The organism is Thalassospira lucentensis, assembly GCF_032921865.1.
Lineage (GTDB): Bacteria > Pseudomonadota > Alphaproteobacteria > Rhodospirillales > Thalassospiraceae > Thalassospira > Thalassospira lucentensis_A.
Window position 1 is genome coordinate 471350 of record NZ_CP136684.1, and the last position, 26996, is coordinate 498345.

Below are 26996 nucleotides of genomic sequence, written 5' to 3' on the forward strand. Positions count from 1 at the left end.
ACATATTCGGGTAAAACTGTCACCAAGGTGGCTATTGTTGCTTGGCTGGCAACCATTTGTCCACTTGACCGTCACCACCCGGCATCTCTATGTTGAGGCCGCCCACTGAAATCAGCGTTACCCGTCCCGGTGGGCGGGGTCAATACGCGAGAAATTGTTTCGGATTACAGCGTGACCAATATCGCAACGCAGCAGACGACCGAACCCAGCCTTGACTCCCTGATACGCCTTGTCGATGCAGACATGAAGCGCGTCAATCAGGTCATCATCGACAACATGCACAGCGAAGTTGCGCTGATCCCGCAATTGGCAAGCCATCTGGTTGCCGCAGGTGGCAAGCGCATGCGCCCGATGCTGACACTGGCATCTGCCCAGCTTTGCGGCTATCAGGGCGGGACATCGGCGGTTGATCTTGCGGCCTGTGTCGAGTTTATCCACACCGCAACGCTTCTGCATGATGATGTTGTTGATGAAAGCCTGCTGCGCCGGGGCCAGGCATCGGCCAATGCCCTGTTTGGCAACGAAGCAAGCGTTCTGGTCGGGGATTTCCTGTTTGCGCGCGCCTTTGTCGTGATGGTCAAAAACGGCTCGCTCAAGGTTCTTGATATCCTGGCGAAGGCGTCCGCCGTCATCGCCGAGGGCGAGGTTTTGCAGCTTTCGACCGCCAATGACATGGCAACCAGCGAAGAAGCCTATCTTGAAGTCATCACCGCCAAAACCGCCGCCCTGTTTGGTGCGGCGTCCCAGATCGGTGCAGTGATTGCCAATCGTTCGGCCGAGGATGAAGAAGCCCTTCGTCTTTATGGCATCTATCTTGGCACCGCCTTCCAGTTGATCGACGATGTTCTGGATTATTCCGCCCATCAGGCGACGCTTGGCAAAACCGTTGGCGATGATTTCCGTGACGGCAAGGTCACCCTGCCGGTCATCATTTCCTATGCCAAGGGCGATGACGAGGAAAAGGCCTTCTGGCGGCGTTGCATGGAAGATCAGGAATTCCAGGATGGCGATCTTGATCGCGCACAGGAACTGATCCGCAAATATGACGCGCTTAGCGCATCCATGGACCGTGCACGCGAATTTGGCCAGCTTGCCATCGACACACTGACGCGCTTTGAAGATGGCGCGATCAAGGATGCGATGATCGAGGCGGTCGAGTTCTGCATTTCACGCCCATACTGATATCGCATGCCGGGGTCCCGGCGGATTGGCGCAAAAAACCCTTGCGTCGGTCCGTATTTGGGATTATCACCCGGCTTCGCAGAATGACGGAGCGTAGCTCAGCCTGGTAGAGCACTGTCTTCGGGAGGCAGGGGTCGGAGGTTCGAATCCTCTCGCTCCGACCATCATTCAAAGGCCCTGAAACGGTTTCCGTTTCGGGGCCTTTTGCGTATTGGCACAAACCGCGCCAAATTCACCCGCAAAGCGATTGATCCCCATACCGCGCAACCGCGAAATCATCTGTCGCGAAACAGTAAAGTTTTTCGCACCTATCGACCGGTTTATGCTTGATCCAGCCCCGAAGACGGGCTAAACAACCGCCCACTGACGGAGCGTAGCTCAGCCTGGTAGAGCACTGTCTTCGGGAGGCAGGGGTCGGAGGTTCGAATCCTCTCGCTCCGACCATCAGTCGGGAAGTCTTTTTCAAAGGCTTCCCGTTTTCATTTCCGGTCGGTTTTCCGTCTTCAAATCTCCCTGCTGCATGACCTGATGAAAAGTTATCGGGCGATCTGACTCTGCCAACGGCTCAGTTATCGGCACTGCGCCGCAGCAGGGTCACATTACCGTTCGCGGGCGCAAACTTTCCGTCAGGCCTTCACGGTACTTTCTTTGCTGGCACCAGTGCCCGCTGCCCCCGGCATGACCATATGCAGGCAATCAGAAAACAGTCATTCGGCCAACCGATTCGCAACCATCGCGCGGGTTAGCCGGCCCTTTTGCTATAACAACTTTAAATGAGAGATATGCAACATACTGAACCCCGTATAAATACGCATTTCCATGCGGAAATTCCGGTTTTTTGAGCGAAATCAAGTCATTTTTGTGCGTTCGCGAAGATATTTTCTTGCGCGGCGGGCGAAACAAACTTGCTCATACTTGCCAAATACGCTTAAGCTTCGCCCTGCAACACAAGGAACGGGAAGATTCCGCCTGTAATAATAAAAGCAAAAGGCGGCACTCGACCCAACGTGGTAATACCAATTTCGGACTTCTTAGGGAGGAAGCTACGAATGAAATTTGCTAATATTTTGAAGTCTGCAACCTGTGTGGCCGTCCTTGCAGCGGCTGCCTTGACGACGGTTGCACCTGATGCGGATGCGGCTGATCGTGTTCGCTGGAAAATGGGTTCGACCTATCCGGGCAGCCTGACCCAGCTTGGCACGCTCGGCAAACGTGTTGATGAAAAAATCGACGAAGTTTCCGGCGGCAACATTCAGATTAAATTCTATGAGCCGGGCGCGCTTGTTCCGGCACTTGAAGTATTTGATGCGGTTTCAACCGGTTCCATCGATGCGGCCTTCTCCACACCGGGTTACTGGGCGGGCAAGGTTCCGGCATTGCAGCTTTTCGGTGCCGTTCCGTTCGGTCCGCAGGCTGGCGAATATCTGGCATGGGTCAAATTTGGCGGCGGTCAGGAAATCTTTGACAAGCTTTATGCCGAACATGGCATCAAGTCGCTGTTCTGCGGCCTGATCGCACCGGAAGCTTCGGGCTGGTTCTCCAAGGAAATCAACACGGTTGAAGACCTTAAAGGTCTGAAAATGCGCTTCTTTGGCCTTGGCGCGAAAGTCATGGAAAAGCTTGGTGTCTCGACCCAGCTTCTGGCAGGTGGCGATATCTATCCCGCCCTTGAACTCGGCACGATTGATGCGACCGAATTCTCGATGCCGGCCATCGACCTGAAACTCGGCTTCCATCAGGTTGCCAAATACTATTACTTCCCCGGCTGGCATCAGCAATCCACCCTGTTCGATCTGATGATGAACAAGGAAAAGTGGGATGGGCTCGACAAGACCCAGCAGGCCCAGATCGAAGCGGTTTGTAACGACAACCTGGCCTATGGTTTTGCCGAAGGTGAAGCCATCCAGTTCGCAGCCCTTAAGGAACTTAAGGAAAAAGGTGTGAACATCAAAACCTGGTCCCCGGAAATGCTCGATGCAATGCGTGGGGCATGGGAAGAGGTTGCCACTGAACTTTCCGCAGAAGATGCCGCCTTCAAGGAAGCTTACGATAGCCTCCAGTCTTTCCGCGAGAATTACAAAATCTGGAAAGATATCGGATATCTGAAGTGATTTTTCCGGTGTCTGGTACCCTGGGTACCAGATCATAAGAGAAGTCTCGGCAAGGCCGGGTGCCAGACGGCCCCGGCCTTGACCGCGATCAAGAAAAGACCCGGGAGGCTTTTTAATGGAAGCGCTACTAAAACTGAGTGACGGCATTGATGCCCTCGTCTCCCGTATCGGGAAATGGGCTGCCCTGCTCGCAGTTCCGCTGATGCTGACGATCATGTATGACGTGATCCAGCGCAAATTTGGCGGCCAGGGATCCATCAAATTGCAGGAACTGGAATGGCATCTCCATACCGGCCTGTTCATGCTGTGTTTCGGTTTTGCCTATATCCGCGATGCGCATGTCCGTATCGAACTCATCCGTGACAATCTGCGTCCGCGCACACGCGCCATCATCGAAATGATCGGGGCGATTATCTGCATTCTGCCGTTTTGCGCGCTGGTGCTTTATTTCGGTTTTGATTTTGTTCTTCGCTCTTACGAAACTCACGAAGTTTCGGCCGCGACGACTGGCCTTACGCATCGCTGGATCATCAAATCAACCATCCCCGTCGGCTTCGGCCTTCTCGCCATGGCCGGTCTTTCGGTCTTCCTGAAATGCTATGTCTTTGTGTTCGGACCAAGCAACCTGCGCAATCGCGCCGGTTATTACGTCGGCACACATCATGCTGATCTTGGCGACGCTGCCGCCAAGCTCGAAGACTGATTGCGGAACGGGGATAATTCCAAATGGAAAACTTCTATATCGAAGACTGGTTTCCGCTGATCATGTTTGCCTCGCTGGGCATTCTGGTCTTTTCGGGGCTACCGGTCGCATTTGTCATTTCGGGCATCGGGATCGCCTTTGGCTTCCTTGGCATGGCCTATGACGTCTTTTCATTCGTTGAATTCTTCAACATCGTATCGCGCATCTGGGGTGGCATCGCCGAAAACATGGTGATGGTTGCCGTGCCGATGTTCATCTATATGGGCACGATGCTGGAAAAAAGCGGTGTTGCCGAAGACCTGCTTGAATGTCTTAACGTGCTGATGCGCAAGGTTCCCGGCGGTCTGGCCCTGTCGGTTACCCTGATGGGCACGATCATGGCCGCCACCACCGGTATTATCGGTGCGTCGGTTGTGATGATGACCCTGCTGGCCCTGCCGGTCATGATGCGCCGCAATTATGATCCGTCGCTTGCGACCGGGACGATTGCGGCATCGGGTACGCTTGGCATTCTGATCCCGCCAAGCATCATGCTGGTTCTGATGTCTGACCTGATGTCGGTTTCTGTTGGCAACCTGTTTCTGGCGGCCATCATTCCGGGGCTTCTGCTGGCATCGCTCTATACCATCTACATCTTTGTCCGCTGCCAGCTCCAGCCCCATCTTGCCCCGCCGCTGCCCGACGCCGAAGCGGTGCATGGCACCGACATGGTGCGCATGATGCTGCGCAGTTTCATCCCGCCGGTTTTCCTGATTGTGCTGGTTCTGGGCTCGATCTTTGCCGGTTTTGCCACCCCGACCGAGGCCGCAGGTGTTGGCGCACTTGGTGCCACTTTCCTGGCACTGGTCAAGGGCCGTCTGAAATGGGATGTGCTTAAAGACGTCTGTGAACGGTCGGCCCTGACCGGGGCGATGCTGTTCTTCCTGTTTGCCGGTGCGACGGTCTTTTCCTATGTGTTCCGGTCACTGGGCGGGGATGATCTGGTCATTGATCTGGTTGACAGTGCGGGCCTTGGGGCGTGGGGCGTTCTGTTCCTGCTGATGCTGATTGTCTTTGTGCTTGGCTTCTTCTTCGACTGGGTGGAAATCACCCTGATCGTTTTGCCGATCTTCGCACCTGTCATTGCCCAGCTTGATTTCGGTGACCACCTTTCCGTTGCCGGGGTTGGCCCAACCGAAACACAGGTTCTGACCTGGTTTGCCGTCATGGTTGCGGTGAACCTGCAAACCAGTTTCCTGACACCGCCATTCGGGTTTGCCCTGTTCTATCTCAAGGGCGTTGCACCAAAATCAATCTCCATCCAGCAGATTTACAAGGGCATCATTCCCTTTGTGATCCTGCAGGTGATCGGGCTGTTGCTGGTGATGTATTTCCCGGAACTGGCTCTTTGGATGCCCAATACCCTGCTTGAATAGGGGCATGCCCCTGACACATCAAAGGCGCCGTACAAACGGCGCCTTTTTTGTTTCCGCCACCTGCGGCACAAAGAAAAACCGCCCCGAAAGGGCGGCTGTAATCTTTAATGTTCAAAGGGATGCCGGTCTATTGCTGCGGCAGGTTCCGCTCGCTTGGCAATTGCAGCATGCGGCCCATCAGATAATCGACATCGTCTGAATCGAATTCGACACCGAGATCACCATACTGGGTCAGAACCCGTTCAATCATCCGGCGTGAATACCGTTCCCGGTCGCGTTCCCCGCCATCCAGGTCGGTTTCACGTGCCACTTCCACCGCCGCCCGGACCCCCGGGAAGAAATGGGCAGGCATTTCGGCCTTGTTATAAATCGCTTCAAGCCCGAACGGGCCGCTGTCATGGATCAGAATGCGGGTATTGATCAGCGATACCCCGGCACGACGCGCAAGGGCGGCCTCGAAAAAGGCAACATCCCCCATGCAAAGCGCACGCAGGATCAATCCGCTGGTCAGACGATTGTTGGTATGAAGATGTTCGACCAGCAATTCGACATCGCGTTCTTCCGCGCCATCGCCCAGAAGCCCGATGGTGGCACTTTCCTGCGACTGGGTCATGACCGCGTTGACAATCCCCTCGGGGATATGGCCGCGCGCAATCAGTTCCGATCGCATCCGGTCCGATACCAGCGTCACCAGCCGTTCGGCAATCGTGATCGGCAGATGGTTGCGTTCGATCATCGGTTTCTGGATGCGTTCATTCTCGCCGAACTCGTCGACAACCTTTTGCAATGACCGTTCGCTGATCTGCGCACCGTCATTTGAAATCAGGTCGACCATGACGTCTTCGTGACCGATATCAACAAGAGTCGCGGAAACGATTTCCGACACATGCGGGCGCGATGCGATGGCACGCTGCTTTTCAACGCTGTCGGTATTGTCACCGATGATGTCGACCAGATCGTCATCATTCAGGACTTCGGAAAATTTCAGGATCGGCAGGGCCACGTCATCCACATCGCGCGCCAAAGTCGCAGCGACATCATGGGGCACCAGCGGGGTCTGTTTCAGGTTCTTGGCCAATGCCTTGCGCACGCGCACCTCGGCATCGCGCACCATCAGGCGAAAGATGTCTTCGGCAAGGACACGTTCGCTGTCGCTCAGGCTTTCGGCAGAAAATTCACGGCTGATCTTGTCGGCCGTTTCGGCACGATTCTTCCCGGAAGGGTCCTGGATCAGGTTGTTAAGATCTTCTTTGGTTATACGCGGCAATGGAGCTCTCCCGGCACGCTAAGCAATCGGCTGCCAACCATTCGTATATCTTTATACACCGTAGGGCCGATTGACTAAACGCAAATTATTCAGTTCCTGCATGTGGTAAATGTCGTGTCGAATTCGGGAAACTCAACAGTAAGCCCATCTTTTTTAACGAAAAGCGAATTTTTGCTCCTGTTTGTGTTTTTCGGTTCACTTGGGAACCAACCAACGACAGAATGCAGTGGGGACCCTATCACTGCAGACCAAGAGAGGCCCGCAATATGAAATTGACCAAAACACTTACCATTGCCGCCACAATGGCCGTGCTCGGCATGGCACCGGCAATGGCCGGTGATGCTGCAAACGGTGAAAAGGTATTCAAGAAATGCGCTGCCTGCCACAGCGTGGAACCCGGCCAGAACAAGGTCGGCCCGTCGCTGGCCGGTTCATTCGGCGCACAATGTGGCCATGTTGCCGATTACAAATACGGCAAGGGCTATCAGGCAGCTTGTGACAAAGGTTTCACCATCGATGAAGCCTTCCTCGTCGACTACCTTCAGGACCCGTCCGAAAAGCTCAGCGAAATCGCGGGCTCCAAGGAACGTTCGAAGATGACCTTCAAGCTGAAAAAAGAAGACGAAATTGCCGATGTCATCGAATATCTGAAAGCGCACTAAGCCCTTTCGATATCCGGTACCGGAATAAAAAACGGCCAGTGCATCCGCATTGGCCGTTTTCATTTATCAGAACGATATTACGCCGCGGCACGGCGCCGACCGAGTTCCTCGGTAATCGCGCGGATCTGTTCCTCGACCCGGATATCGATGGTCGATGTCACTTCCAGGTCGCGATCTTCGTAAACGTCGCGATCGGGATATTTTTCATGCCATTCACGGATCGCCACATCGCGCAGCCGGATCAGCTGTTCGATCTGCGGCCGGTACAAAAAGATCATCCCCGATATCCAGCGGTTGACCGGCCAGGAGGGCTGCGCATGATCAATGATGAAGTTTTCCAGCATATTGACCACGGTTTCACCATCATACCAGACCTCGCCGGTGACCCAGCGGTTGGTGGTAAACAGGCGTTGGGCAAAACCGTATTCATCCATCGATACCGCAACCAGATGCGAAAGCGCGTCATTCGGACCTTCGGGATAGTCAAACCCTTCGATCGGTAACGGTTTGGACCCGGCAGGCATGCCGCGCGGGCGCAGGAACGTATGGAAATGTCCATGCTCGTTCCAGTCTCGCTGCTCGTCCTTGGGGTGGGCATGATAATAGAACTGGGCGTGCGAATTGCGGTCATAGACATCCCCTTCGGGATAATGCGACCATTCGTAAAATGTGCCACCCGTCTTGATCAGTTCGCCGACAATATTATCGCCCGTCACCGTCAAAACCCGGTGGCATTCCATAACATCGCGCCCCGCGGCCAGCATCCGTTCAAGCCGCCCTGTCGGAAGCGATGTCCAGTCAATTGCAATCTCGGTCATTCCAACACCAGTAACCTTGCGATGAGAACCCTATCCGCAACGGCAGAAATAACCCGTCCCTGGCCATGACGGCCAATTAATCCCGTTCAAGAATTAGTGATTCTGTCGCAATGTGCAAGCATGCTTCACAGCAGGTGCTATTCGTACATCAACCGGAAACCGATCAGGATATGCTGCATATGTTCCGGTCTGCCATGGCGCGCAGCCGGGCGACAGACACCGCAGCCACGGTCATCCCAGGATCCGCCCTTAACAATGCGGTATCCGGCCTGCGAACTGGTTGCGGTCCATTCAAACACCTGCCCCGCCCCGTCATACAACCCATAGGGGCCCGCTTCAAACTGCCCGACCGGCACGGTATCGAACGGGCCGCGATCGGCACTGTTTAACTGCAACGGGTCATAGATATTGCCCCACGGATAAAAAATGCCATCCGGGCCGCGAACCGCCTTTTCCCAGTAAATCTCTTCGGGCAGCCGCCATTTCATGCCGGTCTTTTCGCTCAGCCATCTGGCATAATCCTGCGCATCGCGCCATGACACCAGAACAACCGGATGGTTTCCCTTGCCGCGTGGTGGTTCGCCGTTTTTCCATGCAAACGGGCGTGTCGCATCGTACCCGTAAATCAGCCCAAGACTTTCCCAATCCTCTTCGCTGATATCCGGCGCATCACGCCCCGTATCGCGGATAAAGGCGGCATACTGGTCATTGGTGACCGCTGTTTTCATGATGAAATAGTCGGGCAGATAGATACGCCATTTATCGACTTCCACATCGTACCAGCGATTGCGGCGGCTGACATCATGGCCATAGACCTGTTCGTCGATCTGATAGGCATATTGCCGCTCGACCCCGTCCGACCCCTGAAAGAACCAACCGGCCGGAATTTCCGCCACATCGGGCATGGGTACGTCCGCGGACTGCGCCAATCCCGAACCGGGCAACGATATTGCTGCCAGAACGGCTGCAAAAAGCCCCCCGAACATGTGACTGCATTGTTTTTTCATTGTCTGTTCCGGTCTCCGTGACGGCTGTTCTCACGGTTTATTCAACCGCGCGCCATGCTCCGCTACCTGCATCCCTGATTTCTTAAATGTGGAAAATCTATCGGTTTTTCAATCGTTTTGATACCAAAGCATAAAAAATGAAACATAAATTGCACGCAGCCCGTTCAACCCGAAGCATCTTTTGACCGCTTCTCTCACACGGTTCTCTCACACAACAGTGAAACCATGTGACGTTTCGGGCCAATCGATTTGGCGCATATTGGCCTCCGTCGGACGACAAACATTCAAGCGTCCGGGCAATCGTATCGAAATGAACGCTTAATCAGTGAGGCAATCCATGTCCAAAAAATCCAGCTTCTTCTCCCAGACGGCTCTGATCCCCGCGATTGCCGTTGGCGCCGGCCTTGCAATGGCAGCCCCGATGGCACAGGCAGCCCCCCTTCCGACCCCGACCGCAGAAGTCGCGACCTGTACTGCCAATCCATGTGCGGCAAATCCTTGCGCTGCCAACCCGTGTGCCGCAAATCCCTGTGCTGCGAAAAAGGTTGTCAATCCTTGCAGCCCGTGCGCTGCCAACCCGTGCGCAGCTTCCAATCCTTGTGCGGCAAATCCGTGTGCGGCAAATCCCTGCGCTGCCAAATAACCGATCCGGTATGTCGGCCTGACATGCAAAAGGGGCAGTGCGATCCGCACTGCCCCTTTTTTTATCTGTCTGACAGGTCTGATCGCAATCAGTCGCGAACAACCATCACCGAACAATCGGCATGGCGCACAACGCGCGCGGCGTTCGGTCCCAAAAGGTAATCCTTCAATTCCGGGCGATGCGCACCGATGACGATCAGATCGCAATTGGTCTTTTTCGCCATTTTCAGGATCACTTCATAAACCGTTCCCTGGCCCACGATATGCTGAACCTTGAGGTCGGACGGAATATGTTCGGACACGAACTGATGCAGCCTTTCGTTATAGGCATCGAGAACCTTTTTCTCGTACCCCTTAGGAAAGAACTGCCCGACCATCGACATCCCAACCGTGGGAACCACGGTCAGGACATGCAGGCGCGCGTTGAATGCCTGGGCTTGCTTGATGGCGACCGGAATGGCTTTTTTCCATGACGAGTCATGATCAAGATCCACTGTAACCAGAATATCCTTATACATGGACTTGGCCCTCCTTAGGCCGCTTCGGCACGACGGCGACGGCGTTGCAACACGATGATCCCGCCCAGCACGATGAATGCCGGGATAAAGAACACCTCTTTGGGCATGCGGTCGGCTTCGATCTTGATCGCGGTGATTTCAAAGTCGAAATCAAGTCCCGCTTTCTCGGCCGGGCCACCAAACACCAGATCATCGATAAAGACCTTGCCGTCTTCGGTGCGAACTGCAATGCCCGCATTGTAAAGACGATCTTCACCCGATGCTTCCGGCCCCAATGGCAACATCACCGATTTGGTGACTTCATCGCCTTCCAGGTTAATGCCCTCGACATCCAGAAGAATGCTGGTATTGGCGGGCATATCGGCCGCCTTTTCAACAATCTCGGTTGCGGGCAGGTTTTCATAGGGCGGCTCCAGCAGATCAAGCCAGAAACCCGGACGGAACAGGGTAAAGGCAATCAGCAGAAGTGCCGCACTTTCCCACAGTTTCGACCGGGTGAAGAAATACCCCATCGTCCCTGCGGCAAAGACCAGCATCGCAATGGTCGAAACGACAATCACCATCACCACATCAAGCGGATGATCAAGCCCGATCATCAGAAGCTGGGTGTTGAACAGGAACAGGAACGGCAGGGCCGCGGTCCGCATGCTGTAAAAGAATGCGACGAAGCCCGTCTTCATCGGATCGGCCCCTGAAACCGCAGCAGCGGCAAAGGATGCCAGACCGACCGGCGGCGTCACATCGGCCATGATGCCGAAATAGAACACGAACAGATGCACCGCAATCAGCGGCACGATCAGACCGTTCGCAGCCCCAAGTTCGACAATCACGGGCGCCATCAGGCTCGACACGACGATATAGTTCGCCGTCGTCGGCAGCCCCATGCCAAGGATCAGGCTGATGATCGCGGTAAAGATCAGGATCAGCATCAGATTGCCGCCCGAAATCAGTTCCACGAATTCAACCATCACCTGACCGATCCCGGTCAGCGACACCGTGCCCACGATGATACCGGCAGCCGCGGTCGCAACGCCGATCCCGATCATGTTACGTGCACCGGTGGCAAAACCGTCAATCACATCGGCAATGCCTTCCTTTACGCTTGCCATATAATCCGGCTGCTTGCGGAAGAACGCCTTGACCGGACGCTGGGTCAGCATGATGAACAGCATCAGAACAGTCGCCCAGAAGGCCGACAATCCGGGTGATTTCAGTTCAATCATCAGGAACCAGACCAGCACCACGACCGGCAGCAGATAATGCAGGCCGGACTTGGCGGTTTCGCCCAGCGCCGGAAGCTCCAGCACCGGTTTATTGGGGTCATCCAGTTCAAGATCGGGATATTTCGCCGCATAATAAAGACCGGCAAAATAGATCGCAGCACACTCGACCGCGACAACCCAGCCAACCGCGTTACCGAATATCTGTTTCTGGAAATTGATCGCGTAGTAAATCACACCCGCAAGAATAACCAGCGACAGCACGAACAGAAGCGAACGGATCAGCACTTGCTGCACGGTCGATGTCTGACGTTTCGGCAGGCCCTTCATATTGGCCTTAAGCGCCTCGAGATGGACGATATAGATCAGCGCGATATAGGAAATCGTCGCCGGCAGGAAGGCATGCTTGATGACTTCCGGATAGGGAATGCCGACATATTCCACCATCAAAAAGGCCGCAGCCCCCATGACCGGTGGCATGATCTGACCATTGACCGAAGATGCGACTTCGACCGCACCGGCCTTCTCGCCCGAGAAACCGACACGTTTCATAAGCGGAATGGTGAAGGTCCCGGTCGTCACCACGTTGGCAATCGATGAACCGGAAATAAGCCCGGTCATTGCCGATGCCAGAACGGCTGCCTTTGCCGGGCCGCCGCGCATGTGACCAAGGGCGGCAAACGCCACCTTGATGAAATAGTTGCCTGCCCCGGCTTTATCAAGCAACGAGCCAAACAGCACAAACAGGAACACGAAGCTGGTCGAAACGCCAAGCGCAATCCCGAACACGCCTTCGGTCGTGATCCACTGATGCGACATCGCCTTGGAGAAACTCGCCCCGGCCCACTGCAAAACATCGGGCACCCATGGCGCATTGCCAAAGAAAACATAGGCAAGGAACACCATCGCCACAATCATGAGGGGCGGGCCGAGCGCACGCCGCGTTGCTTCAAGCAACAGCACCAGACCGGCACCGGCCACCACAAGGTCCTGCGTAATCGGCAAGCCCGGACGCGACGACAGCTCGCGATAGAAAATATAGATATAAAGGGCACAGAACGCCCCGGCGGCTGCCAATACCCAGTCAAGAACCGGGATATAGCTTCGCGGCGAATTCTTGAAGGCCGGATAGGCCAGAAACGCCAGGAACACGGCGAATGCCAGATGGATCGACCGTGCTTCGGTCGAGTTGAAAACACCAAAACTGAAAATGTAGGGCAGTGGTGATGCCAGCCAAAGCTGGAACAGCGACCATGCCACGGCGACATACAGCAAAATGCGTGCTGTCATGCCGGTAGGCTGACGCGCGCCGGTATCATTTTCCGCGATAAGATCCTGAAGATCCTGGTCCGATGGACCCTGTGTCGCGCTTTTATCGTCGGTCATTGCAAACTCCCGGTCTGAACGCGGCTTCTGTTTCGGGCGGCCCAAACGATAGCCCAGAAACAAAAAACCTCCGTCGACACTTACCCGGTCGCCCACGGAGCATTTCGGCACATCATCGTGTGCCACTTTGACAGAATTTTATGATGCCCTCGGGGGCGCAAGAAAAATGAAACGGGAGGCACGCCGTGCCCCCCGTTTCAGCCCGTCTTACATCAGGCCAGCTTCTTTGTAGTATTTGACAGCGCCGTCATGCAGCGGTGCCGAAAGGCCGTCTTTGACCATTTCTTCTTTGACGAGGTTTTCAAATGCCGGGTGCAGCTTTTTGAAGTCGTCGAAGTTTTCAAAGACTGCTTTGACAACGTTGTAAACGATGTCTGCATCGGTTGCGGTCGAGGACACGAAGGTCGCGCCGACACCGAAGGTCTGAACGTCGTCCGGGTTACCGCGATACATGCCGCCCGGAATGGTGGCAACACGGTAATACGGGTTGTCGGCAACCAGTTTCTCGATTTCCGGACCTGCAACTTCAACCAGAACCGAATCACAGGCAGTGGTGGCTTCCTGGATCGAACCGGACGGGTGACCGACGGTATAGATCATCGCGTCGATCTTGTTATCGCAAAGTGCCTGGGACTGTTCGGCCGGCTTCAGTTCGGATGCCAGTGCGAAATCGTCAAGGGTCCAGCCCTTGGCATTCATCACGATGTCCATGGTGTCGCGCTGACCCGAACCCGGGTTACCGATATTGACACGTTTGCCTTTGAGGTCATCAAAGGTCTTGATGCCGGCATCTGCACGGGCAACAACGGTGAACGGCTCCGGATGGATCGAGAAGACGGCACGAAGGTCTTCGAACGGACCGACTTCCTTGAATGCTTTTTCACCATGCAGGGCATAGTACTGGATATCAGACTGGGCAACGCCCAGATCCAGTTCGCCCGAACGGATGGTGTTGATGTTGTAGGACGAACCACCGGTAAACTCGACCGAGCAGCGAATGCCGTGCTCTTTACGGTCTTTGTTGACCAGACGGCAGATCGCGCCACCGGTCGGATAGTAAACGCCCGTCACGCCACCGGTACCGATGGTGATAAAACGGTTTTCCTGTGCCGATGCCTGTCCGGCGAACAGCGACGCACCTGCCAAGGTGGCAATGGCACCCGCTACAGCGATAAGTTTCTTCATCAGGATTAGCTCCCTTTACACCCTGTTATAGAGTTTTCAACCGTACCGTTAAGATACAGCAGAAAAACATGGAAACATCAGATAAATCAGATGTTTCGGCGATGGGATTATAATGACGAGCCCCAAGAATTGAAACCCTATAACCCCGAAACCCCCTGATACTTTTACAAAAGTAACCAGTCTGTTTTCATTGGCGTGCCGCAGGTTACCACTGCGGTTGCATGATCTTTCGCGCCTGATCGCCGGTCGCAACACTACGACCCATGAGATGCGCACCTTCGCGCGCCTGAACGATCAAAGCAGCATTATCGACCGCACGGGAACGGTCAACCAAAAGATGATTATTTTCGAACCCAATACGCGCATGCCCACCCAATCCGGCAGCCGTCAGCGCACAGGCATTTTCATGCGCCCCGAACGCACACAACATCCATTCCGACACAAAGGGCGACACCCCAAGATACGGCAAAAGGTCCTTGGGATCGGACACCTGTCCGGTGGTGTAACGGCCCAGAACATAAAGCACCGGCAGCTTTTCACCGGGAATGACGCCATCATGGACAAGCTGGTTGAAGCGGATCACGTCTTCTGGTGCATACAGGATGAATTGCGGCAGGATATTTGCCTCGCGCATGAAGGCAAAGAAATCGCACAGTTCGTTCAGGTCGGCATTTTCCGGCGCAATTTCGCGAACCGCGATTGAAACGGCTTCGGGCACAAGCCCGCGAATCATCGCCATCTGGTCCTGCGCGCTATACATGCCGACCGCCTCGCTCGTGACCTGAAGCAGCATGTCATCCCCGACACTGGCCCTGACCTCGGTCAGCATTTCACGATAACGCCCCACATCAATGCTGTGCTTCTGATCGTCATCACGCACATGCAGATGCATCATTGCCGCCCCGGCGGCCTTGCAGTTGGCGGCTTCCTTGGCCAGTTCGGCCGGGGTTATCGGAATATTGGGCAGATCGGCCTTGGTCTTACGTGCGCCATTGGGGGCCGATGCGATCAGAAACGGGGTATCGCCATACGACATTACGAAAGTCCCTCGGCGGCAAAGACATCATTTATCGCCAATTCAAACAGATCGACAATCTTCGCAACATCATCCTCGGTCACGATAAAGGGTGGCGCAAACAGCACATGGTCACCGCGCACGCCATCAATCGTGCCGCCCATCGGATAGGCCATCAATCCGCGGGCAAAGGCCGCCTTCTTGATTTTGGCGTTGATCTTGCGCGACGGATCAAACGGGTCCTTGGTTTCGCGATCCGCGACCAGTTCGACACCGCGGAACAGTCCCCGGCCCCGAATGTCGCCGACAAACGGGTGCTGCCCGAACCGTTCGCGCAGCCCATCGGCCAGCAATTCGCCCTGCTTGACGACATTGGCCAGAAGGTCGCGTTCACGGATGGTCCGCTGGGTTGCAAGTGCCGCCGCACAGGCTGTTGCATGCCCCTGATAGGTATGGCCGTGCTGGAAGAAACCCGATCCATTGGCAATCGCATCATCGATTTTCTTCGACACCAGAATGGCACCAATCGGCTGATATCCGGCACCAAGTCCCTTGGCGATGGTTTGAAGATCGCCGGCAACACCTTCCTGTTCAATCGCATGCAGGGTGCCGGTTCGCCCCATGCCGCACATGACCTCGTCCAGGATCAGCAATACACCATACTGATCGCAAATCTCGCGGATGCGTTTGAAGTATCCCGGCACTGGTGCAACCGCACCCGATGTCGCGCCGACAACCGGTTCGGCGACAAAGGCGGCAACGCTATCTGCGCCCAGTTCAAGGATCGCGGTTTCAAGTTCGTTGGCAACCCGCAAACCATATGCCTCGTCACTTTCGCCCGGCAACTGGTCGCGATACTGATAACAGGGCGCGATATGGCTTGCGGTGATCAGCAGTGGCTCGAACTGTTTGCGGCGCCACATATTGCCGCCAACCGAGAGCGCGCCCAGCGTATTGCCGTGATAGGACTGGCGACGCGCAATCACGTATTTCCGGTCCGGCTGCCCGATTTCCAGAAAATACTGCCGCGCCATTTTAAGGGCGGCCTCGGTTGCCTCGGACCCGCCCGAAACGAAATATGCCTTGGCAATGCCTTCGGGGGCATGGGTGACAAGGTCTTCGGCCAGTTCTTCCATCGCATCGGACGAGAAAAAGCCCGAATGCGCATAGGCAATCTGATCAATCTGGGCATGCATGGCCGCACGCACCGCCGGATCGGAATGGCCAAGGCACGAAACCGCAGCACCCCCGCAGGCATCAAGATAACTTTTGCCGTTCTGATCAAAGATATAAATGCCTTCGCCCCGCACCGCGCGCGGCGGGGTCGCGACACTGCTGCGATGGAGGACATAGGTTTCGGGCTTGCTGTGGGGCTGTGTCATGATCTGGAATTCCGTGTGGGATCGGCTTCGTCATAATAGGTGTCAAAAGCCGCAAGTTGTTCTTCTGCCGCGGCAATCCGTTGCAGTGCCTTTTGCCCGCCGCGCGCGACCAGAAGCGCCACAAGCGCCTGCATGACCGAAACACTGGCGGTAAAACTTTGAAAGAAGGACGGCGATCTGTCGGACACGACCAGCTTGGTCACCGCATCCATTGCAATCGGCGCCACATCTGAATCGCTGACCGCAATCACCGGGCAATGCTGATTGCGCGCAAACTCGACCGCGCGCACCGTATCGCGGATATAGGGCCGTGCGCCCACCGCAATCAGGATGTCGCGCCGGCCAATGCCCCGCAACTGATCGCCAAATGCGCCCGAACGCCCATCCACCAGAACGACATTGTCGTTAAACAGCCGATAGGCATAGGCAAACTGATAGGCCGCCGGATAGGCCGCCCCGCGTCCGACAACAAAAACCTGACGGGCGCGCGCAATATGTTCGCAGGCATCCTTCATGCGTTCACACATTTCCGGGCCGAATGCCTGACCGATATTGGCAATTTCGGCCTGCGCGATATCTTCAAGCAGATGCGTATCACGATGGATATCGGCTTCGCTGTTTTGCAACGCGCGGGCGCGGTGCGCATAACTTGCCGGAAGGTCAAGCAACCGGTTCTGGTAACTGTCACGGAACTGCTGCCATGTATCGACCCCGATGGCCGCCATCAGGCGCGTGACCGTGCTGGGCGGGACATTCGCCGCCCGCGCAAGCGCGCGCATCGATCGCAGGGCAACATCATTGGGATGATCAAGGATATGGCGCGCCGCCTTCTGCATCTGCGGGCTCAACGTTGCATAGTCGGAAATCAGCTTTTCGCGCAAATCGGTGTAAACACCCATTTTCCTGCGTTCCTGTGGTCAATTGATCGAAAAACTACGCCACAGCAGCCCGGATTTTACAACAAATGTTTCATATTAATATTTTAGTGAAACATTTGTTTCGCGAACTGTTTCATCGATAAAACGGTATTGCGTGCCGGGAATGGTAAAAAACATGGACTTATAAGAAAAAAATGTAACAATACCGGCTTCGCGGATGAAACGTTCCCGTTTCATATAAGGATACAAAACTATACCCGCGATACGGGACTGGGCACCGAATCGATAAGGTGGCCAATGAATAATCAGCTGATCGATGCACTGGCGCAGACAACTGCGGGCATCGCCCTTTTTGACAGCAATGAACGAATTATCTATGCGAACCCCGCATGGGAACAGCTGATTACCGGCGTCGCCGAGGAAGACCTGCTGTTTTCCGAGACCGAGCTTGCCGATGGCGGAATGATTTCCGTCTGCTTTGTCAAACCGCAGGCAAAGCTCACCCACCCGATTGAGCTGCCAGCATCGGCCAATGATTCCAAAATCGGTACCGTCATCATCGCCGATGACAGCGAAAGCAACCGGATGGTCGCACGACGCATCCTGCAGGCCGAAGGATACGGCATTGTCGAGGCCACCAACGGCCAGACGGTTCTGAACATGCTGCGCCGCGGGGTTACCGCCGATCTGATCCTGATGGATGTCGAAATGCCCGACATGGATGGCCTGCATACAACGCGCCGCATCCGTCACATGCAGGGCCCGGTCGCCCAGACCCCGATCATCGCCCTTTCCGCCCACCAGTCGCGCGACTGGAACGTGATTGCGCGTCAGTCCGGCGTGGACGAATTCATCAACAAACCGATCCAGCGAACCAAACTTCTTGATACCATTCGCGACCTCATCAGCCGATCCCCGGACGGTGCGACGCCAACCGCGCGACTGTCACCGCCGCCCGTGCTGCGCTCCAAGGGCGCGCGCCTCAGCCGCCCGGAACGGCTTGACCCGCCTGCAAGCCCGGTTCTTGATATCCGCACGCTGGAACAGCTTTATGCCGATGCCGGGGACGAAGGGGCGTCTTGCGGCATTGACCTGTTCATCAATGAAACCCAGACCCGACTGGTCAAGATCGATAACGCCCTTTCAAGCGACGATCTCGCAACCGTGCGCGACGAGGTCCATGTGCTTAAAAGCACGTCGGGCACCTTTGGCCTGCGCCAGCTTTCCGACCTTTGCGAAACGACGCAGAATTTCTTTGAAGAAGACGATATCGACGAAGGCCGCATTCTCGCCCTGTCACGCCAGGTCGTGCAACTGGCGCCGACGGCCCTGACAGCACTTAACCTTTATCGCCGTTCACGCGGCTGGGGCAGTCCGCAAAGAACCCAATAACCTGCCTTCACGACAACACTCGCCACCCCGGCCACACCTATTGCCGAGGCCGAGGCCGGGACCAAGGTTAGGCTTGAGGCAGAGACAGAGGCAGAATTCAGGACTGAGCCCCAAACCTCGTCAAAAACCTCAGTCCAAGCCCCAGCCAAATGCGCGATGTTCATATCGCGGCCTCGGGCATCGTTTTTTCCTGAACCACTTCCTGACCCCCTGCCTTCATCGATCCATCTACGCTGCCTTTTGCACGCATGATCTCTGCCCGGCGATCCGTTGCAAGATGCGTCTGCCAAATCCGCCAGACGAGTAACGCCCAAAGGCCAAGCGCCATATCCTGCGCGCCATGCCGTGTTGCCCTGCGCCAGTAATCCTGCCGCGTGCGATCCATTATTGGCAGATCGGCAAACAGCATCTCGATAATCCGGGCCTCGCGCCCCCACAAAAGCCCACCAAGCTTTACCAGCCAGTCCGATACTGGCGGATTGAACCCGACTTTAGCTGCACTCAGGTAACCATCCGGCATCATTGGCACGATAGCCGCACGCAATAACGACTTCGCCCCGCCACGCAGATGCTCCCGTGGCGAAACACAGTCGGCAATTGCCATCACCTCATGACCAAGCAACGGCACCCGGTATTCCAGCCCATATGCCATGCCGCATCTATCCGACATGGCAAGTTGATTGCCCGGCAATGTCACCCGTCGGTCAAACGCCATCATCCGGTCGCACAAATCACCGTCCGGCAAATCCTCGGGCACCACTAACCGCGCGCCGAATTCCGCCAATCCGCAACGATCATTCCAGTATTGAAACGCCCTTTGTGCGTCCCCCTGCCCGCCCCGAACAAACCGCGCAACCCCGCGCGGCAGCAACCGGGCAATATTGCCTGCCATCTTGCGTCGGATAAAACCCGGAACAGACTGCCACGCGCCGAACATCGCAGCCGCCCGATAGCGCGGATAACCGCCAAACAGCTCATCCCCTCCATCCCCGGCCAGGCAGATCGGTACATGTTTTGACACCGCCGAACCAAGCGCCTGCATCAAAACAACCGATGGATTGCCAAAGGGCGACCCAAAAGCCCGCAGGCCATCATTCAGATGCGCCAGAATTTCTTCGGGCCCGTCAGGTGCCACAACGATGTGCAACTCCATGCCCAGGTGCTTTGCCAACTGCCGTGCCCGCGGCGTTTCATCCATCTCGGCACTGTCAAATTGCATGACAAATCCCGGCGGCGGCTTTTGCCCACGTTCGCGCGCGACATCACACGCCATGGCAGAAATGGCCCCGCTATCGACCCCGCCGGACAAAAGTATGCCAACATCCCGATCCGCATCCATCGCATCCGCCACCGACTGGCGAATGGCCCGGCGCAAGTCGGCAACTGTGTTGTCACCAGCAGCTCGGTGGCAAACGGCTGGCCGGATCATCCGGCTATCGATCTTGCCATCCTGCCAGCAGATCAGTTCCCCCGGCCTTAACTGCCGGATATCGGTAAAGCCGGTCGCCGGTGCAGGCACAAACAGATGGGCAAGATAATGCGGGAAAACATTCTGGTCCGGCATGGCCGGTACGATGCAACGAAGGGCTGCGACCTCGGACGCAAAAGCCACATTCCCGCTGCCATATTCGGAAAAATAAAGCGGCTTTATCCCGACCGGATCGCGCCCCAGCCAAAGCTGCCGCAATGCGCAATCCCAAAGCGCAAAGGCATACTGCCCGGAAAGATCGGCAAGTGCTTTGGCAGGATCAGCATCATCACGCAGGGCATTGCCAAGAACCGCCAGAACCAGCGCCGCATCACTGTCACATTCAACCTGCTGTCCTTGGTCACGCAGTCCAGAAATCAGCCGCCGATGCCCCGCGATATAACCATTAAACGCAAAGACAAACCGGCCATCGGGTGAAATCAGGGGCTGGTTTGCCGCCATCCCCGGATCGGTTGTGATCAGCCGACGCACGCCAAGCGTTACCGCACCAGCAGGGTCAAACCAGCACCCTTCATCATCAGGTCCCCGATGGGCAAGCGCACGAAGGGCAACAGACACACGATCCCGGTCCTCAACCGTCGTCGTCCCCGCCAATCCGCACATCAGATATCTTCCGGAATATTTTGGGTATCTGGACTTTCAGCCAGCCGCCCCTGCAAATCCGCCAGCACATATAACCGCAAGGCGCTTGAAAGGTTGCCGTCGCGGCCTTCGTCAACCTCGGCTACCAGTTCCGCAATGGCCATGTCGCGTCGTGTGGCGATGCCCTGAAGTTCGGACCAGAACGCATCTTCAAGCGAGAAGCTCGTCCGGTGTCCGGCAATTGTCACAGATCTTTTGCGAACGTCGCTACTCATCGGCCTGTATATCTTCCCAATCCTCGGCAACTCGATCATCATGCCGGTGGCGTCACCCGATCATGATAAGGCATCCCTATGAAATTCATACATCTTTCAGATACGCATCTGCTGGCCCATGATGATCTTTCGCGTCCGCCGCATTCTGGTGAAACGCTGCGTGCCGTCATTGCCGAAATCAACGAATATCATGCCGATGCCGCGATCTGCGTGATTACCGGCGACATCACCCATCATGGCCGCCCCGAACAATATGACCATGCGGTCGAACTGTTCGCGACCCTTGCCATGCCGTTTATCATGATCCCGGGCAACCACGATATCCGCGAACCGATGCTGGCGGCCTTTCCCGATACGCCGCGCGATGAAAACGGCTTTATCAATCATGGCCAGACAATCGGCGGTATCCGGTTTGTGATGCTTGATACCATCGTGCCCGATGCCCATCACGGTACATTGTGCGACGCCCGGCTTGACTGGCTGAAACGCGAACTTGCCAGCCATCGCGATCTGCCGACCTTCCTGTTCATGCATCACCCGCCGCTTGATATGGGCCTGCCGTTCCTTGATTCGATCCGGATGGATGCGGATGCCGAACTGGCCGCCATCCTCAAGGACAATCCGCAGATTCGGCACATCTTCCTTGGCCACCTCCACCGTCCCGGCAACGGCATCTGGCAGGGTATTCCGTTCAATGTCGGTGGCAGCAGCCAGAAGGGCGAACCTCTCGACATGCGTCATGAAAAGGAAGAAGAACTGGTTGAACGCGCCCCGTTAAAGCCGATGTTCGGTATCGTGCTGACCGATCCGTCGGGCAATGTGCGTTATCATTATGAAACGGTACCGTTTGAGTAGGATCAGGAAGCCTCACGCGCCCATTCCGCCAGCACCGCCGGATCGCTTTCCATGCGTTCATGACGGGATCGCAGAGCGTCAAACCCGCTGTCATCCATCAATTGCGACAGCGCCCAGACGGCAGACCCGCGCACAAGCGGACTTTCGTCTGTCAAAAGGCCCTCGACACGCGGAACAAGATACGCCGCCCCGCTATTGCCCACCGCCGTCAGGACATTGCGCAAAAACTTCGCCCGCCCTATCCGCTTGATCGGCGATCCGGTAAAGAAACTGCGAAATGTCTCGTCATCAAGATCAAGGAAATCGGCAAGCCTGGGCGCGGTCAGTTCGGCCCGCGGGATAAAGGCCATTTCCTGTGTCCGGCTGGCAAACTTGTTCCACGGGCACACTGCCAGACAATCGTCACAGCCATAAATCCGATTGCCCATTGCGCGTCGAAACTGGGGCGGGATCAATCCGTCATGCTCGATCGTCAGATACGAAATGCATTTGCGCGCATCAAGTTTGTAGGGGCCGGGAAACGCATCGGTCGGACAGGCCGAAAGACATTTTGAACAGGACCCGCAATGATCGATTTCCGGCGCTGCCAGATCAAATTCAAGGGTCGTGAAAACCTCGCCCAGAAACAGCCAGCTGCCATAGTCGCGCGACACAAGATTGGTATGTTTCCCCTGCCAGCCGATCCCGGCTGCCTGCCCCAGCGGTTTTTCCAGCACCGGTGCGGTATCGACAAATACCTTGACCTGTTCGCCACCTGCCCCGGACTTCTGCGCCTGTTCCATCATCCAGCGCGCAAGCTGTTTCAGGCGTTTCTTGATCAGATCGTGATAATCGCGATTTCTGGCATAGACCGAAATCATCGCCCGGTCGGGATGATCCAGAAGCGTCAGCGGATTTTCCGCAGGCCCATAGTTGGAACCCAGAACAATGACGGATTTGACGTCCGGCCAAAGCATTTTCGGATCGCGACGGCGCGGCAACCGTTCCGGATCGTTCATCCAGTCCATGGTGCCATATTCGGCGGCGGCGACAAATTCATCGAGCCGCGCCTGATTGCGTTCGTCAATCTGCGGGCGCGCGACGCCACAGACATCAAAGCCGATTTCACGGGCTTTGGCCTGAAGGCTTTCAAGGGTTATCGCAGCACCAACCGTCATGGCAAAACATCTGGGTCGTTTTCTCTCTCTGTGCTGCCTTATATAGGTTTGTCACCGAAACGCAAAAGGCCGCAGCACATGGCTGCGGCCTTTAAATCGAAATCAGACTCAATCAAAAGCGATAACGTAGCGTCGCCAGAATTGTGCGTTCCTCGCCATAATAGCAGTTATCCGACCACTGCGTGATCAGGCAGGATGCGACATATTCCTCGTCCATCAGGTTATTCACGTTCAGCCGGAAATCGGCATTGTTCATACCAACCTGTGCCAGATCATAGTTCAGCACGACATCAACCAGCGTGTAGTCCGGAACCATAAGGGTGTTCGCCTCGTTGGCGGCAGTTTCACCGACATAGCGGATCCCCGCCCCGATACCGAGCCCGTCAAGCGCCCCCTGATCAAAGCGGTAATGCCCCCAAAGCGACACCATATGTTCCGGCACCTGCTGCGGACGATTGCCATCCTTGACCGACCCCGGCGCATCAAAGGACGCATCGGTATAAGTGTAACCGGCCAGCACGCTAAGATTGTCGGTCAGTTCGGTCCGCGCCTCAAGCTCAATGCCTTGGGATTCAATCGTTCCAACCGGCTCCCATGCCGTCGTCAGATTGTTATAAACCGCAACGTTCTCCTGTTCGATATGGAATGCCGCCGCACTCAGCATCGTTCTGCTGCCTTCAGGCTGGAATTTTACACCGACTTCATATTGCGTGCCCTCGGTCGGTTCCAGCGGTTTGCCGGATGCATCACTCGACAGACTGGGATTGAAGGATTCCGAATAATTGAAATAGGGCGCGATGCCGTTATCAAACAGATAAAGCACACCACCGCGTTTGGTAAGCTTGCTGCGATCTTCACCCTGTTCAACATTGGTCAAACGGTTCAGGTTGCTGGTTTCCAGCCAATCCTGCCGAAGGCCCAGCGAGAAACGCCAGTTTTCATAGGCCAGCTGATCCTCGGCATAAAGCCCTGCCTGTTCAAGGGATCGGCTGTTGCTGTTGGTGATTGTTCCCAAAGCAACCCCGGGGCTACCATAGACCGGATTGAATGCATCGATGTTCGATGCCCCGGTAAACAGCCATTCATTTTCACTTTTACGATCCTGATAGTCAAAGCCCATCAGAACCGTGTGATCGATATCGCCAGTGGCAAAATTGGCTTCGGCCTGGTTATCCACCGTAAAGGCCCGAAGGCTTTCATCACCACCGCCATAGGTACGGGTCAATTCGTTCGAGGTGCCGCTCCAGCCCGTCTGATAGATCTGGTCAAGATGCACATCGGCGTCAAGGAAGCGAAAGTTCTGGCGCACCGTCCATGTATCGTCGAAATCATGTTCGAACTCGTAACCAACCATATTCTGGGTGCGCTCGAAACTTTCCAATGCCGGATCACCGTCAAAGAAAGTGTTTGAGATATACTGGCCGTTACGCGGGAAAAGCGTGCCTTCGGACGGAAGGCCATTATGGGTGCCGCCTTCCGGGTCTTTCTGGAAATAACCCGACAGTGTCAGGCGCGTATCATCGCTGATATTGGCTGTCAGTGACGGGGCAATGGCATAACGTTCTTCTTCGGTGCCTTCGAACTGGGTGTCGGACGCATCTGCTTTGCCGACAACGCGATAGGCAAGCTTGCCTGCCTCGTCCAGCGGACCGGTGAAATCAAAACCGACCCCGCGCTGATTGCGGTTGCCATAGGAAAGTTCGACTTCGCCCTGCTGTTCGAATTGCGGTTTCTTGCTTGATAATGCCACAAGACCACCGGGCGAACTGCGGCCATAAAGAACCGATGCCGGACCTTTGACCACGTCGGCACGTTCGACGAAATAGGGATCGATCTGCATCGAGCTATAGGTCGAATCATCGCTCATGGTTTTCAGACCATCGAGATAGATATTATCGATGCTGCGATCCACCAGACCGCGCAAAATGATGTAATCGTACCGGTTTGATGCACCGACCTGTCCGGTAAAGGCACCGGGGGTATAGCGCATCGCCTGCATCACCGTCTGCGATCCCTGATCTTCCATCTGCTCCTTGGTCACCACCGTAATGCTTTGCGGTGTTTCAAGGATCGGCGTTCCGGTTTTGGTTGCCGCACGCGACCGGGTCGCGACATAGCCGTCCACCGGCCCATCGGCGGTTTCGGTGACCGCATTGGCTTCGACCCGGACAGGATCAAGAACCGTTTCACCACTGGCGGCAATCTGTTCAATCGTGACGGTATTATCCTCGGTAAAGCGCCAGGTGTAACCCGTCCCGCTCAGAAGCTGCCCCAATGCCTGATCAACCGTCATTTCCCCCTGAACGGCGGATGCCTGAACCCCGGAAATCCCGCCGGACGGGAAGAACAGACGCACACCTGCCTGATCGGCAAGGCTGGTCAGGGCTCGGTCAAGGTCCTGTGCCGGGATGTTGAAATCAATCACGCTCGCCTGTGCGATTTCGGCATTGTCCCGCGATGGCGCAATATCGGCGGCCATCGCATAAAACGGTGCGATGGCCGTGATGCCGGAAATCACCGTGGTTACCGCAAGACGGCGTTTCCAGCCCATCAGCATCATCCGCCGGACCACACAAACGTTTGTATTCATTCCATAAGCCTTTTCGTCAGAAACCCCAATGCGAATGAAATTAAGAACCGAAATCATTCGCTGTTATTTCTGAGACGAAACCGCCTAACGTGATTTGCAGTAAAAAATTCAAAAAATTTTCCGAAGCCGGATAGAGACAGGAAAAAGGCCAAAAAACCGGGGATTTGGCCGCCCGCAGAAGATCAATAGATGACGGTCAGGAGCGGCAACCGGGTGACACGCGCCGACGTCGTCTGTTCGATGGAGGCGAAAATCGCATCGAGGTCGGCGGTTTCAAACACCCCCGTAACCTTAAGCCCGCGCAACGCATCCCGCGCCACAACGATTTTCCCCGGCTGATAGCGTTGCAGTTCTTCCATCACATCCGCAAGGGTCCGCTGATTGAAAATCAGCTTGCCGCGCTGCCAACTGCCATAGGCGGCAAGATCGGCATCCGTGATCTTTTTCAGCCCGCCATTGCCATCATAACGCACTTGCTGCCCGACGGTGATCCGCACCGGCTCACTATCGCCACTGGTGACTTCGACAATGCCTTCGCGCACGGTGACATTCGCCGCGTTACCGTCAAGCCGAACCCCGTAAACCGTGCCAACCGCGCGTGCCGCCCCACCATTGGCGGAAACGACAAACGGATGATCGGCATCCTTTGCCACGTCAAAAATCACTTCGCCCGCTTCAAGGCGGATTTCGCGGCGCGGGCCGGAAAAATTAACCGAAAAGGCCGATGCGGTATTCATATGCGCAACCGACCCATCGGCAAGCGTCACCACGCGCTGCTGCCCGATGGCGGTGCTATAATCCGATGTCCAGCGCGCGATGGGCCCGGTTGCTTCCACCCCACCAAACACCGCCAGCATCAAGGCACAAACCATTGCCCCGGCAATGACAAGGCGTCCGGGCCGGGGGCCGGATACCCTGCGTTGTGCCAGTTGTAGCGTAAGTTGCCTGCGGGGTGTTGCGGTCCCCGGCGCGGGTGACTGGAAACTGCCGATCTCGTGCCGGATATCGGGATTTTCCTGCCATTGCTGCGCGGCTTCGGTTTGACCGACGGCGGCAAAAAGGCTTCGGGCCTCGGCCGCGGCACGGGCATGATCCGGGCTTTGCGCGCACCAGTCGGCAAAGGCTGCACGATCCCGCGCACCGGCATCGCCCGATTGCAACATCACGAGCCACTCGATCGCCTGATCGCCAAGATCAGTCGCCACTGGCCTGTCTGTTGACTGCGGATCCGAATGCCCGGTTTTCAAAACCCGATACCCCGAAAA

At 55.9% G+C, this 26996-nt stretch carries 21 protein-coding genes and 2 tRNA genes; 9 read left to right on the forward strand and 14 right to left on the reverse strand.

All coding sequences use genetic code 11. The annotated features are described in order from the left end of the window. Positions 1–171 precede the first annotated feature (171 nt). From R1T41_RS02895 to R1T41_RS02920, 6 genes are all read left to right on the forward strand, one after another. Entirely contained in the window at positions 172–1182 is a 1011-nt protein-coding gene (locus R1T41_RS02895) for a polyprenyl synthetase family protein (RefSeq protein WP_062953295.1), read from the forward strand. A gap of 87 nt (positions 1183–1269) precedes the next feature. After that, positions 1270–1346: transfer RNA gene (locus R1T41_RS02900), tRNA-Pro, on the forward strand. 203 nt (positions 1347–1549) lie between these two features. Next, positions 1550–1626: transfer RNA gene (locus R1T41_RS02905), tRNA-Pro, on the forward strand. A 605-nt stretch (positions 1627–2231) separates the two neighbouring features. After that, positions 2232–3293, forward strand: a complete 1062-nt coding sequence (locus R1T41_RS02910) for a TRAP transporter substrate-binding protein (RefSeq protein ID WP_097053104.1) — start codon at positions 2232–2234, stop codon at positions 3291–3293. Positions 3294–3408: 115 nt separating this feature from the next. After that, complete coding sequence (locus R1T41_RS02915) at positions 3409–3996, forward strand: TRAP transporter small permease subunit (RefSeq protein ID WP_062953293.1); 588 nt, start codon at positions 3409–3411, stop codon at positions 3994–3996. Positions 3997–4019: 23 nt separating this feature from the next. Continuing rightward, positions 4020–5411 carry a TRAP transporter large permease subunit gene (locus R1T41_RS02920; protein ID WP_062953292.1) on the forward strand — a complete coding sequence of 464 codons (1392 nt, stop codon included), beginning with the start codon at positions 4020–4022 and terminating at the stop codon, positions 5409–5411. Positions 5412–5538: 127 nt separating this feature from the next. On the opposite strand, the gene R1T41_RS02925 is transcribed toward R1T41_RS02920, so the two are convergent. Beyond that, on the reverse strand, positions 5539–6678 hold the full coding sequence (locus R1T41_RS02925) for a DUF2336 domain-containing protein (RefSeq protein ID WP_062953291.1): 1140 nt from the start codon (positions 6676–6678) through the stop codon (positions 5539–5541). A gap of 266 nt (positions 6679–6944) precedes the next feature. Between R1T41_RS02925 and R1T41_RS02930 the strand changes: the two genes are divergently transcribed. Then, on the forward strand, positions 6945–7340 hold the full coding sequence (locus R1T41_RS02930) for a c-type cytochrome (protein WP_062953290.1): 396 nt from the start codon (positions 6945–6947) through the stop codon (positions 7338–7340). A 77-nt stretch (positions 7341–7417) separates the two neighbouring features. Here the strand turns inward: R1T41_RS02930 and R1T41_RS02935 are convergent, their stop codons facing one another. The 8 genes from R1T41_RS02935 to R1T41_RS02970 form a co-directional block, all read right to left on the reverse strand. Next, complete coding sequence (locus R1T41_RS02935; RefSeq protein WP_062958425.1) at positions 7418–8158, reverse strand: DUF6969 family protein; 741 nt, start codon at positions 8156–8158, stop codon at positions 7418–7420. Between the two features lie 137 nt (positions 8159–8295). Continuing rightward, positions 8296–9165: a formylglycine-generating enzyme family protein gene (locus R1T41_RS02940; protein WP_317339844.1), complete on the reverse strand. Its 870-nt coding sequence runs from the start codon at positions 9163–9165 to the stop codon at positions 8296–8298. A gap of 731 nt (positions 9166–9896) precedes the next feature. Next, positions 9897–10325 (reverse strand): universal stress protein, encoded by a 429-nt coding sequence (locus R1T41_RS02945; protein WP_062953286.1) that lies wholly within the window; start codon positions 10323–10325, stop codon positions 9897–9899. 14 nt (positions 10326–10339) lie between these two features. Beyond that, entirely contained in the window at positions 10340–12931 is a 2592-nt protein-coding gene (locus tag R1T41_RS02950) for a TRAP transporter permease (RefSeq protein ID WP_062953285.1), read from the reverse strand. Between the two features lie 207 nt (positions 12932–13138). Further along, positions 13139–14116 carry a TAXI family TRAP transporter solute-binding subunit gene (locus tag R1T41_RS02955; protein ID WP_317339847.1) on the reverse strand — a complete coding sequence of 326 codons (978 nt, stop codon included), beginning with the start codon at positions 14114–14116 and terminating at the stop codon, positions 13139–13141. A gap of 205 nt (positions 14117–14321) precedes the next feature. Next, the gene (locus R1T41_RS02960; protein ID WP_317339849.1) at positions 14322–15152 is read right to left on the reverse strand and encodes a 3-keto-5-aminohexanoate cleavage protein; all 831 of its coding nucleotides are present in this window, start codon (positions 15150–15152) and stop codon (positions 14322–14324) included. Further along, entirely contained in the window at positions 15152–16513 is a 1362-nt protein-coding gene (locus tag R1T41_RS02965) for an aspartate aminotransferase family protein (RefSeq protein WP_209220240.1), read from the reverse strand. The genes R1T41_RS02960 and R1T41_RS02965 overlap by 1 nt, the downstream gene beginning before the upstream one ends. Further along, complete coding sequence (locus tag R1T41_RS02970; RefSeq protein ID WP_317339851.1) at positions 16510–17412, reverse strand: MurR/RpiR family transcriptional regulator; 903 nt, start codon at positions 17410–17412, stop codon at positions 16510–16512. The genes R1T41_RS02965 and R1T41_RS02970 overlap by 4 nt, the downstream gene beginning before the upstream one ends. A 276-nt stretch (positions 17413–17688) precedes the next feature. On the opposite strand from R1T41_RS02970, the gene R1T41_RS02975 reads away from it, so the two are divergent. Continuing rightward, on the forward strand, positions 17689–18783 hold the full coding sequence (locus R1T41_RS02975; RefSeq protein WP_317339853.1) for a response regulator: 1095 nt from the start codon (positions 17689–17691) through the stop codon (positions 18781–18783). A 160-nt stretch (positions 18784–18943) separates the two neighbouring features. On the opposite strand, the gene asnB is transcribed toward R1T41_RS02975, so the two are convergent. Next, positions 18944–20875, reverse strand: coding sequence for an asparagine synthase (glutamine-hydrolyzing) (asnB, locus tag R1T41_RS02980; protein WP_317339855.1), 1932 nt, complete (start codon positions 20873–20875; stop codon positions 18944–18946). Continuing rightward, entirely contained in the window at positions 20875–21129 is a 255-nt protein-coding gene (locus tag R1T41_RS02985; RefSeq protein ID WP_097053112.1) for a ribbon-helix-helix domain-containing protein, read from the reverse strand. Before R1T41_RS02985 ends, asnB begins: the two co-directional genes overlap by 1 nt. Before the next feature lie 78 nt (positions 21130–21207). Between R1T41_RS02985 and R1T41_RS02990 the strand changes: the two genes are divergently transcribed. Beyond that, positions 21208–21984 (forward strand): phosphodiesterase, encoded by a 777-nt coding sequence (locus tag R1T41_RS02990; protein WP_317339857.1) that lies wholly within the window; start codon positions 21208–21210, stop codon positions 21982–21984. A 2-nt stretch (positions 21985–21986) separates the two neighbouring features. Here R1T41_RS02990 and queG read toward each other — a convergent pair whose 3' ends face one another. The 3 genes from queG to R1T41_RS03005 all read right to left on the reverse strand — a co-directional run bounded on the left by queG (position 21987) and on the right by R1T41_RS03005 (position 26936). Continuing rightward, on the reverse strand, positions 21987–23141 hold the full coding sequence (gene queG / locus R1T41_RS02995) for a tRNA epoxyqueuosine(34) reductase QueG (RefSeq protein ID WP_317339859.1): 1155 nt from the start codon (positions 23139–23141) through the stop codon (positions 21987–21989). A 112-nt stretch (positions 23142–23253) separates the two neighbouring features. Beyond that, a complete protein-coding gene (locus R1T41_RS03000) occupies positions 23254–25731 on the reverse strand; it encodes a TonB-dependent siderophore receptor (RefSeq protein ID WP_317339861.1) in 2478 nt (825 codons plus the stop codon). 182 nt (positions 25732–25913) lie between these two features. Further along, positions 25914–26936, reverse strand: coding sequence for a FecR family protein (locus R1T41_RS03005; RefSeq protein WP_317339862.1), 1023 nt, complete (start codon positions 26934–26936; stop codon positions 25914–25916). Between the last annotated feature and the right edge of the window lie 60 nt (positions 26937–26996).

Coding starts and splice junctions, on each gene's coding strand:
- R1T41_RS02910 (WP_097053104.1), top strand. CDS start 2,232: ATGAAATTTGCTAATATTTTGAAGTCTGCAACCTGTGTGGCCGTCCTT.
- R1T41_RS02915 (WP_062953293.1), top strand. CDS start 3,409: ATGGAAGCGCTACTAAAACTGAGTGACGGCATTGATGCCCTCGTCTCC.
- R1T41_RS02920 (WP_062953292.1), top strand. CDS start 4,020: ATGGAAAACTTCTATATCGAAGACTGGTTTCCGCTGATCATGTTTGCC.
- R1T41_RS02930 (WP_062953290.1), top strand. CDS start 6,945: ATGAAATTGACCAAAACACTTACCATTGCCGCCACAATGGCCGTGCTC.
- R1T41_RS02935 (WP_062958425.1), bottom strand. CDS start 8,158: ATGACCGAGATTGCAATTGACTGGACATCGCTTCCGACAGGGCGGCTT.
- R1T41_RS02940 (WP_317339844.1), bottom strand. CDS start 9,165: ATGAAAAAACAATGCAGTCACATGTTCGGGGGGCTTTTTGCAGCCGTT.
- R1T41_RS02945 (WP_062953286.1), bottom strand. CDS start 10,325: ATGTATAAGGATATTCTGGTTACAGTGGATCTTGATCATGACTCGTCA.
- R1T41_RS02950 (WP_062953285.1), bottom strand. CDS start 12,931: ATGACCGACGATAAAAGCGCGACACAGGGTCCATCGGACCAGGATCTT.
- R1T41_RS02955 (WP_317339847.1), bottom strand. CDS start 14,116: ATGAAGAAACTTATCGCTGTAGCGGGTGCCATTGCCACCTTGGCAGGT.
- R1T41_RS02960 (WP_317339849.1), bottom strand. CDS start 15,152: ATGTCGTATGGCGATACCCCGTTTCTGATCGCATCGGCCCCCAATGGC.
- R1T41_RS02965 (WP_209220240.1), bottom strand. CDS start 16,513: ATGACACAGCCCCACAGCAAGCCCGAAACCTATGTCCTCCATCGCAGC.
- R1T41_RS02970 (WP_317339851.1), bottom strand. CDS start 17,412: ATGGGTGTTTACACCGATTTGCGCGAAAAGCTGATTTCCGACTATGCA.
- R1T41_RS02975 (WP_317339853.1), top strand. CDS start 17,689: ATGAATAATCAGCTGATCGATGCACTGGCGCAGACAACTGCGGGCATC.
- asnB (WP_317339855.1), bottom strand. CDS start 20,875: ATGTGCGGATTGGCGGGGACGACGACGGTTGAGGACCGGGATCGTGTG.
- R1T41_RS02985 (WP_097053112.1), bottom strand. CDS start 21,129: ATGAGTAGCGACGTTCGCAAAAGATCTGTGACAATTGCCGGACACCGG.
- R1T41_RS02990 (WP_317339857.1), top strand. CDS start 21,208: ATGAAATTCATACATCTTTCAGATACGCATCTGCTGGCCCATGATGAT.
- queG (WP_317339859.1), bottom strand. CDS start 23,141: ATGACGGTTGGTGCTGCGATAACCCTTGAAAGCCTTCAGGCCAAAGCC.
- R1T41_RS03000 (WP_317339861.1), bottom strand. CDS start 25,731: ATGAATACAAACGTTTGTGTGGTCCGGCGGATGATGCTGATGGGCTGG.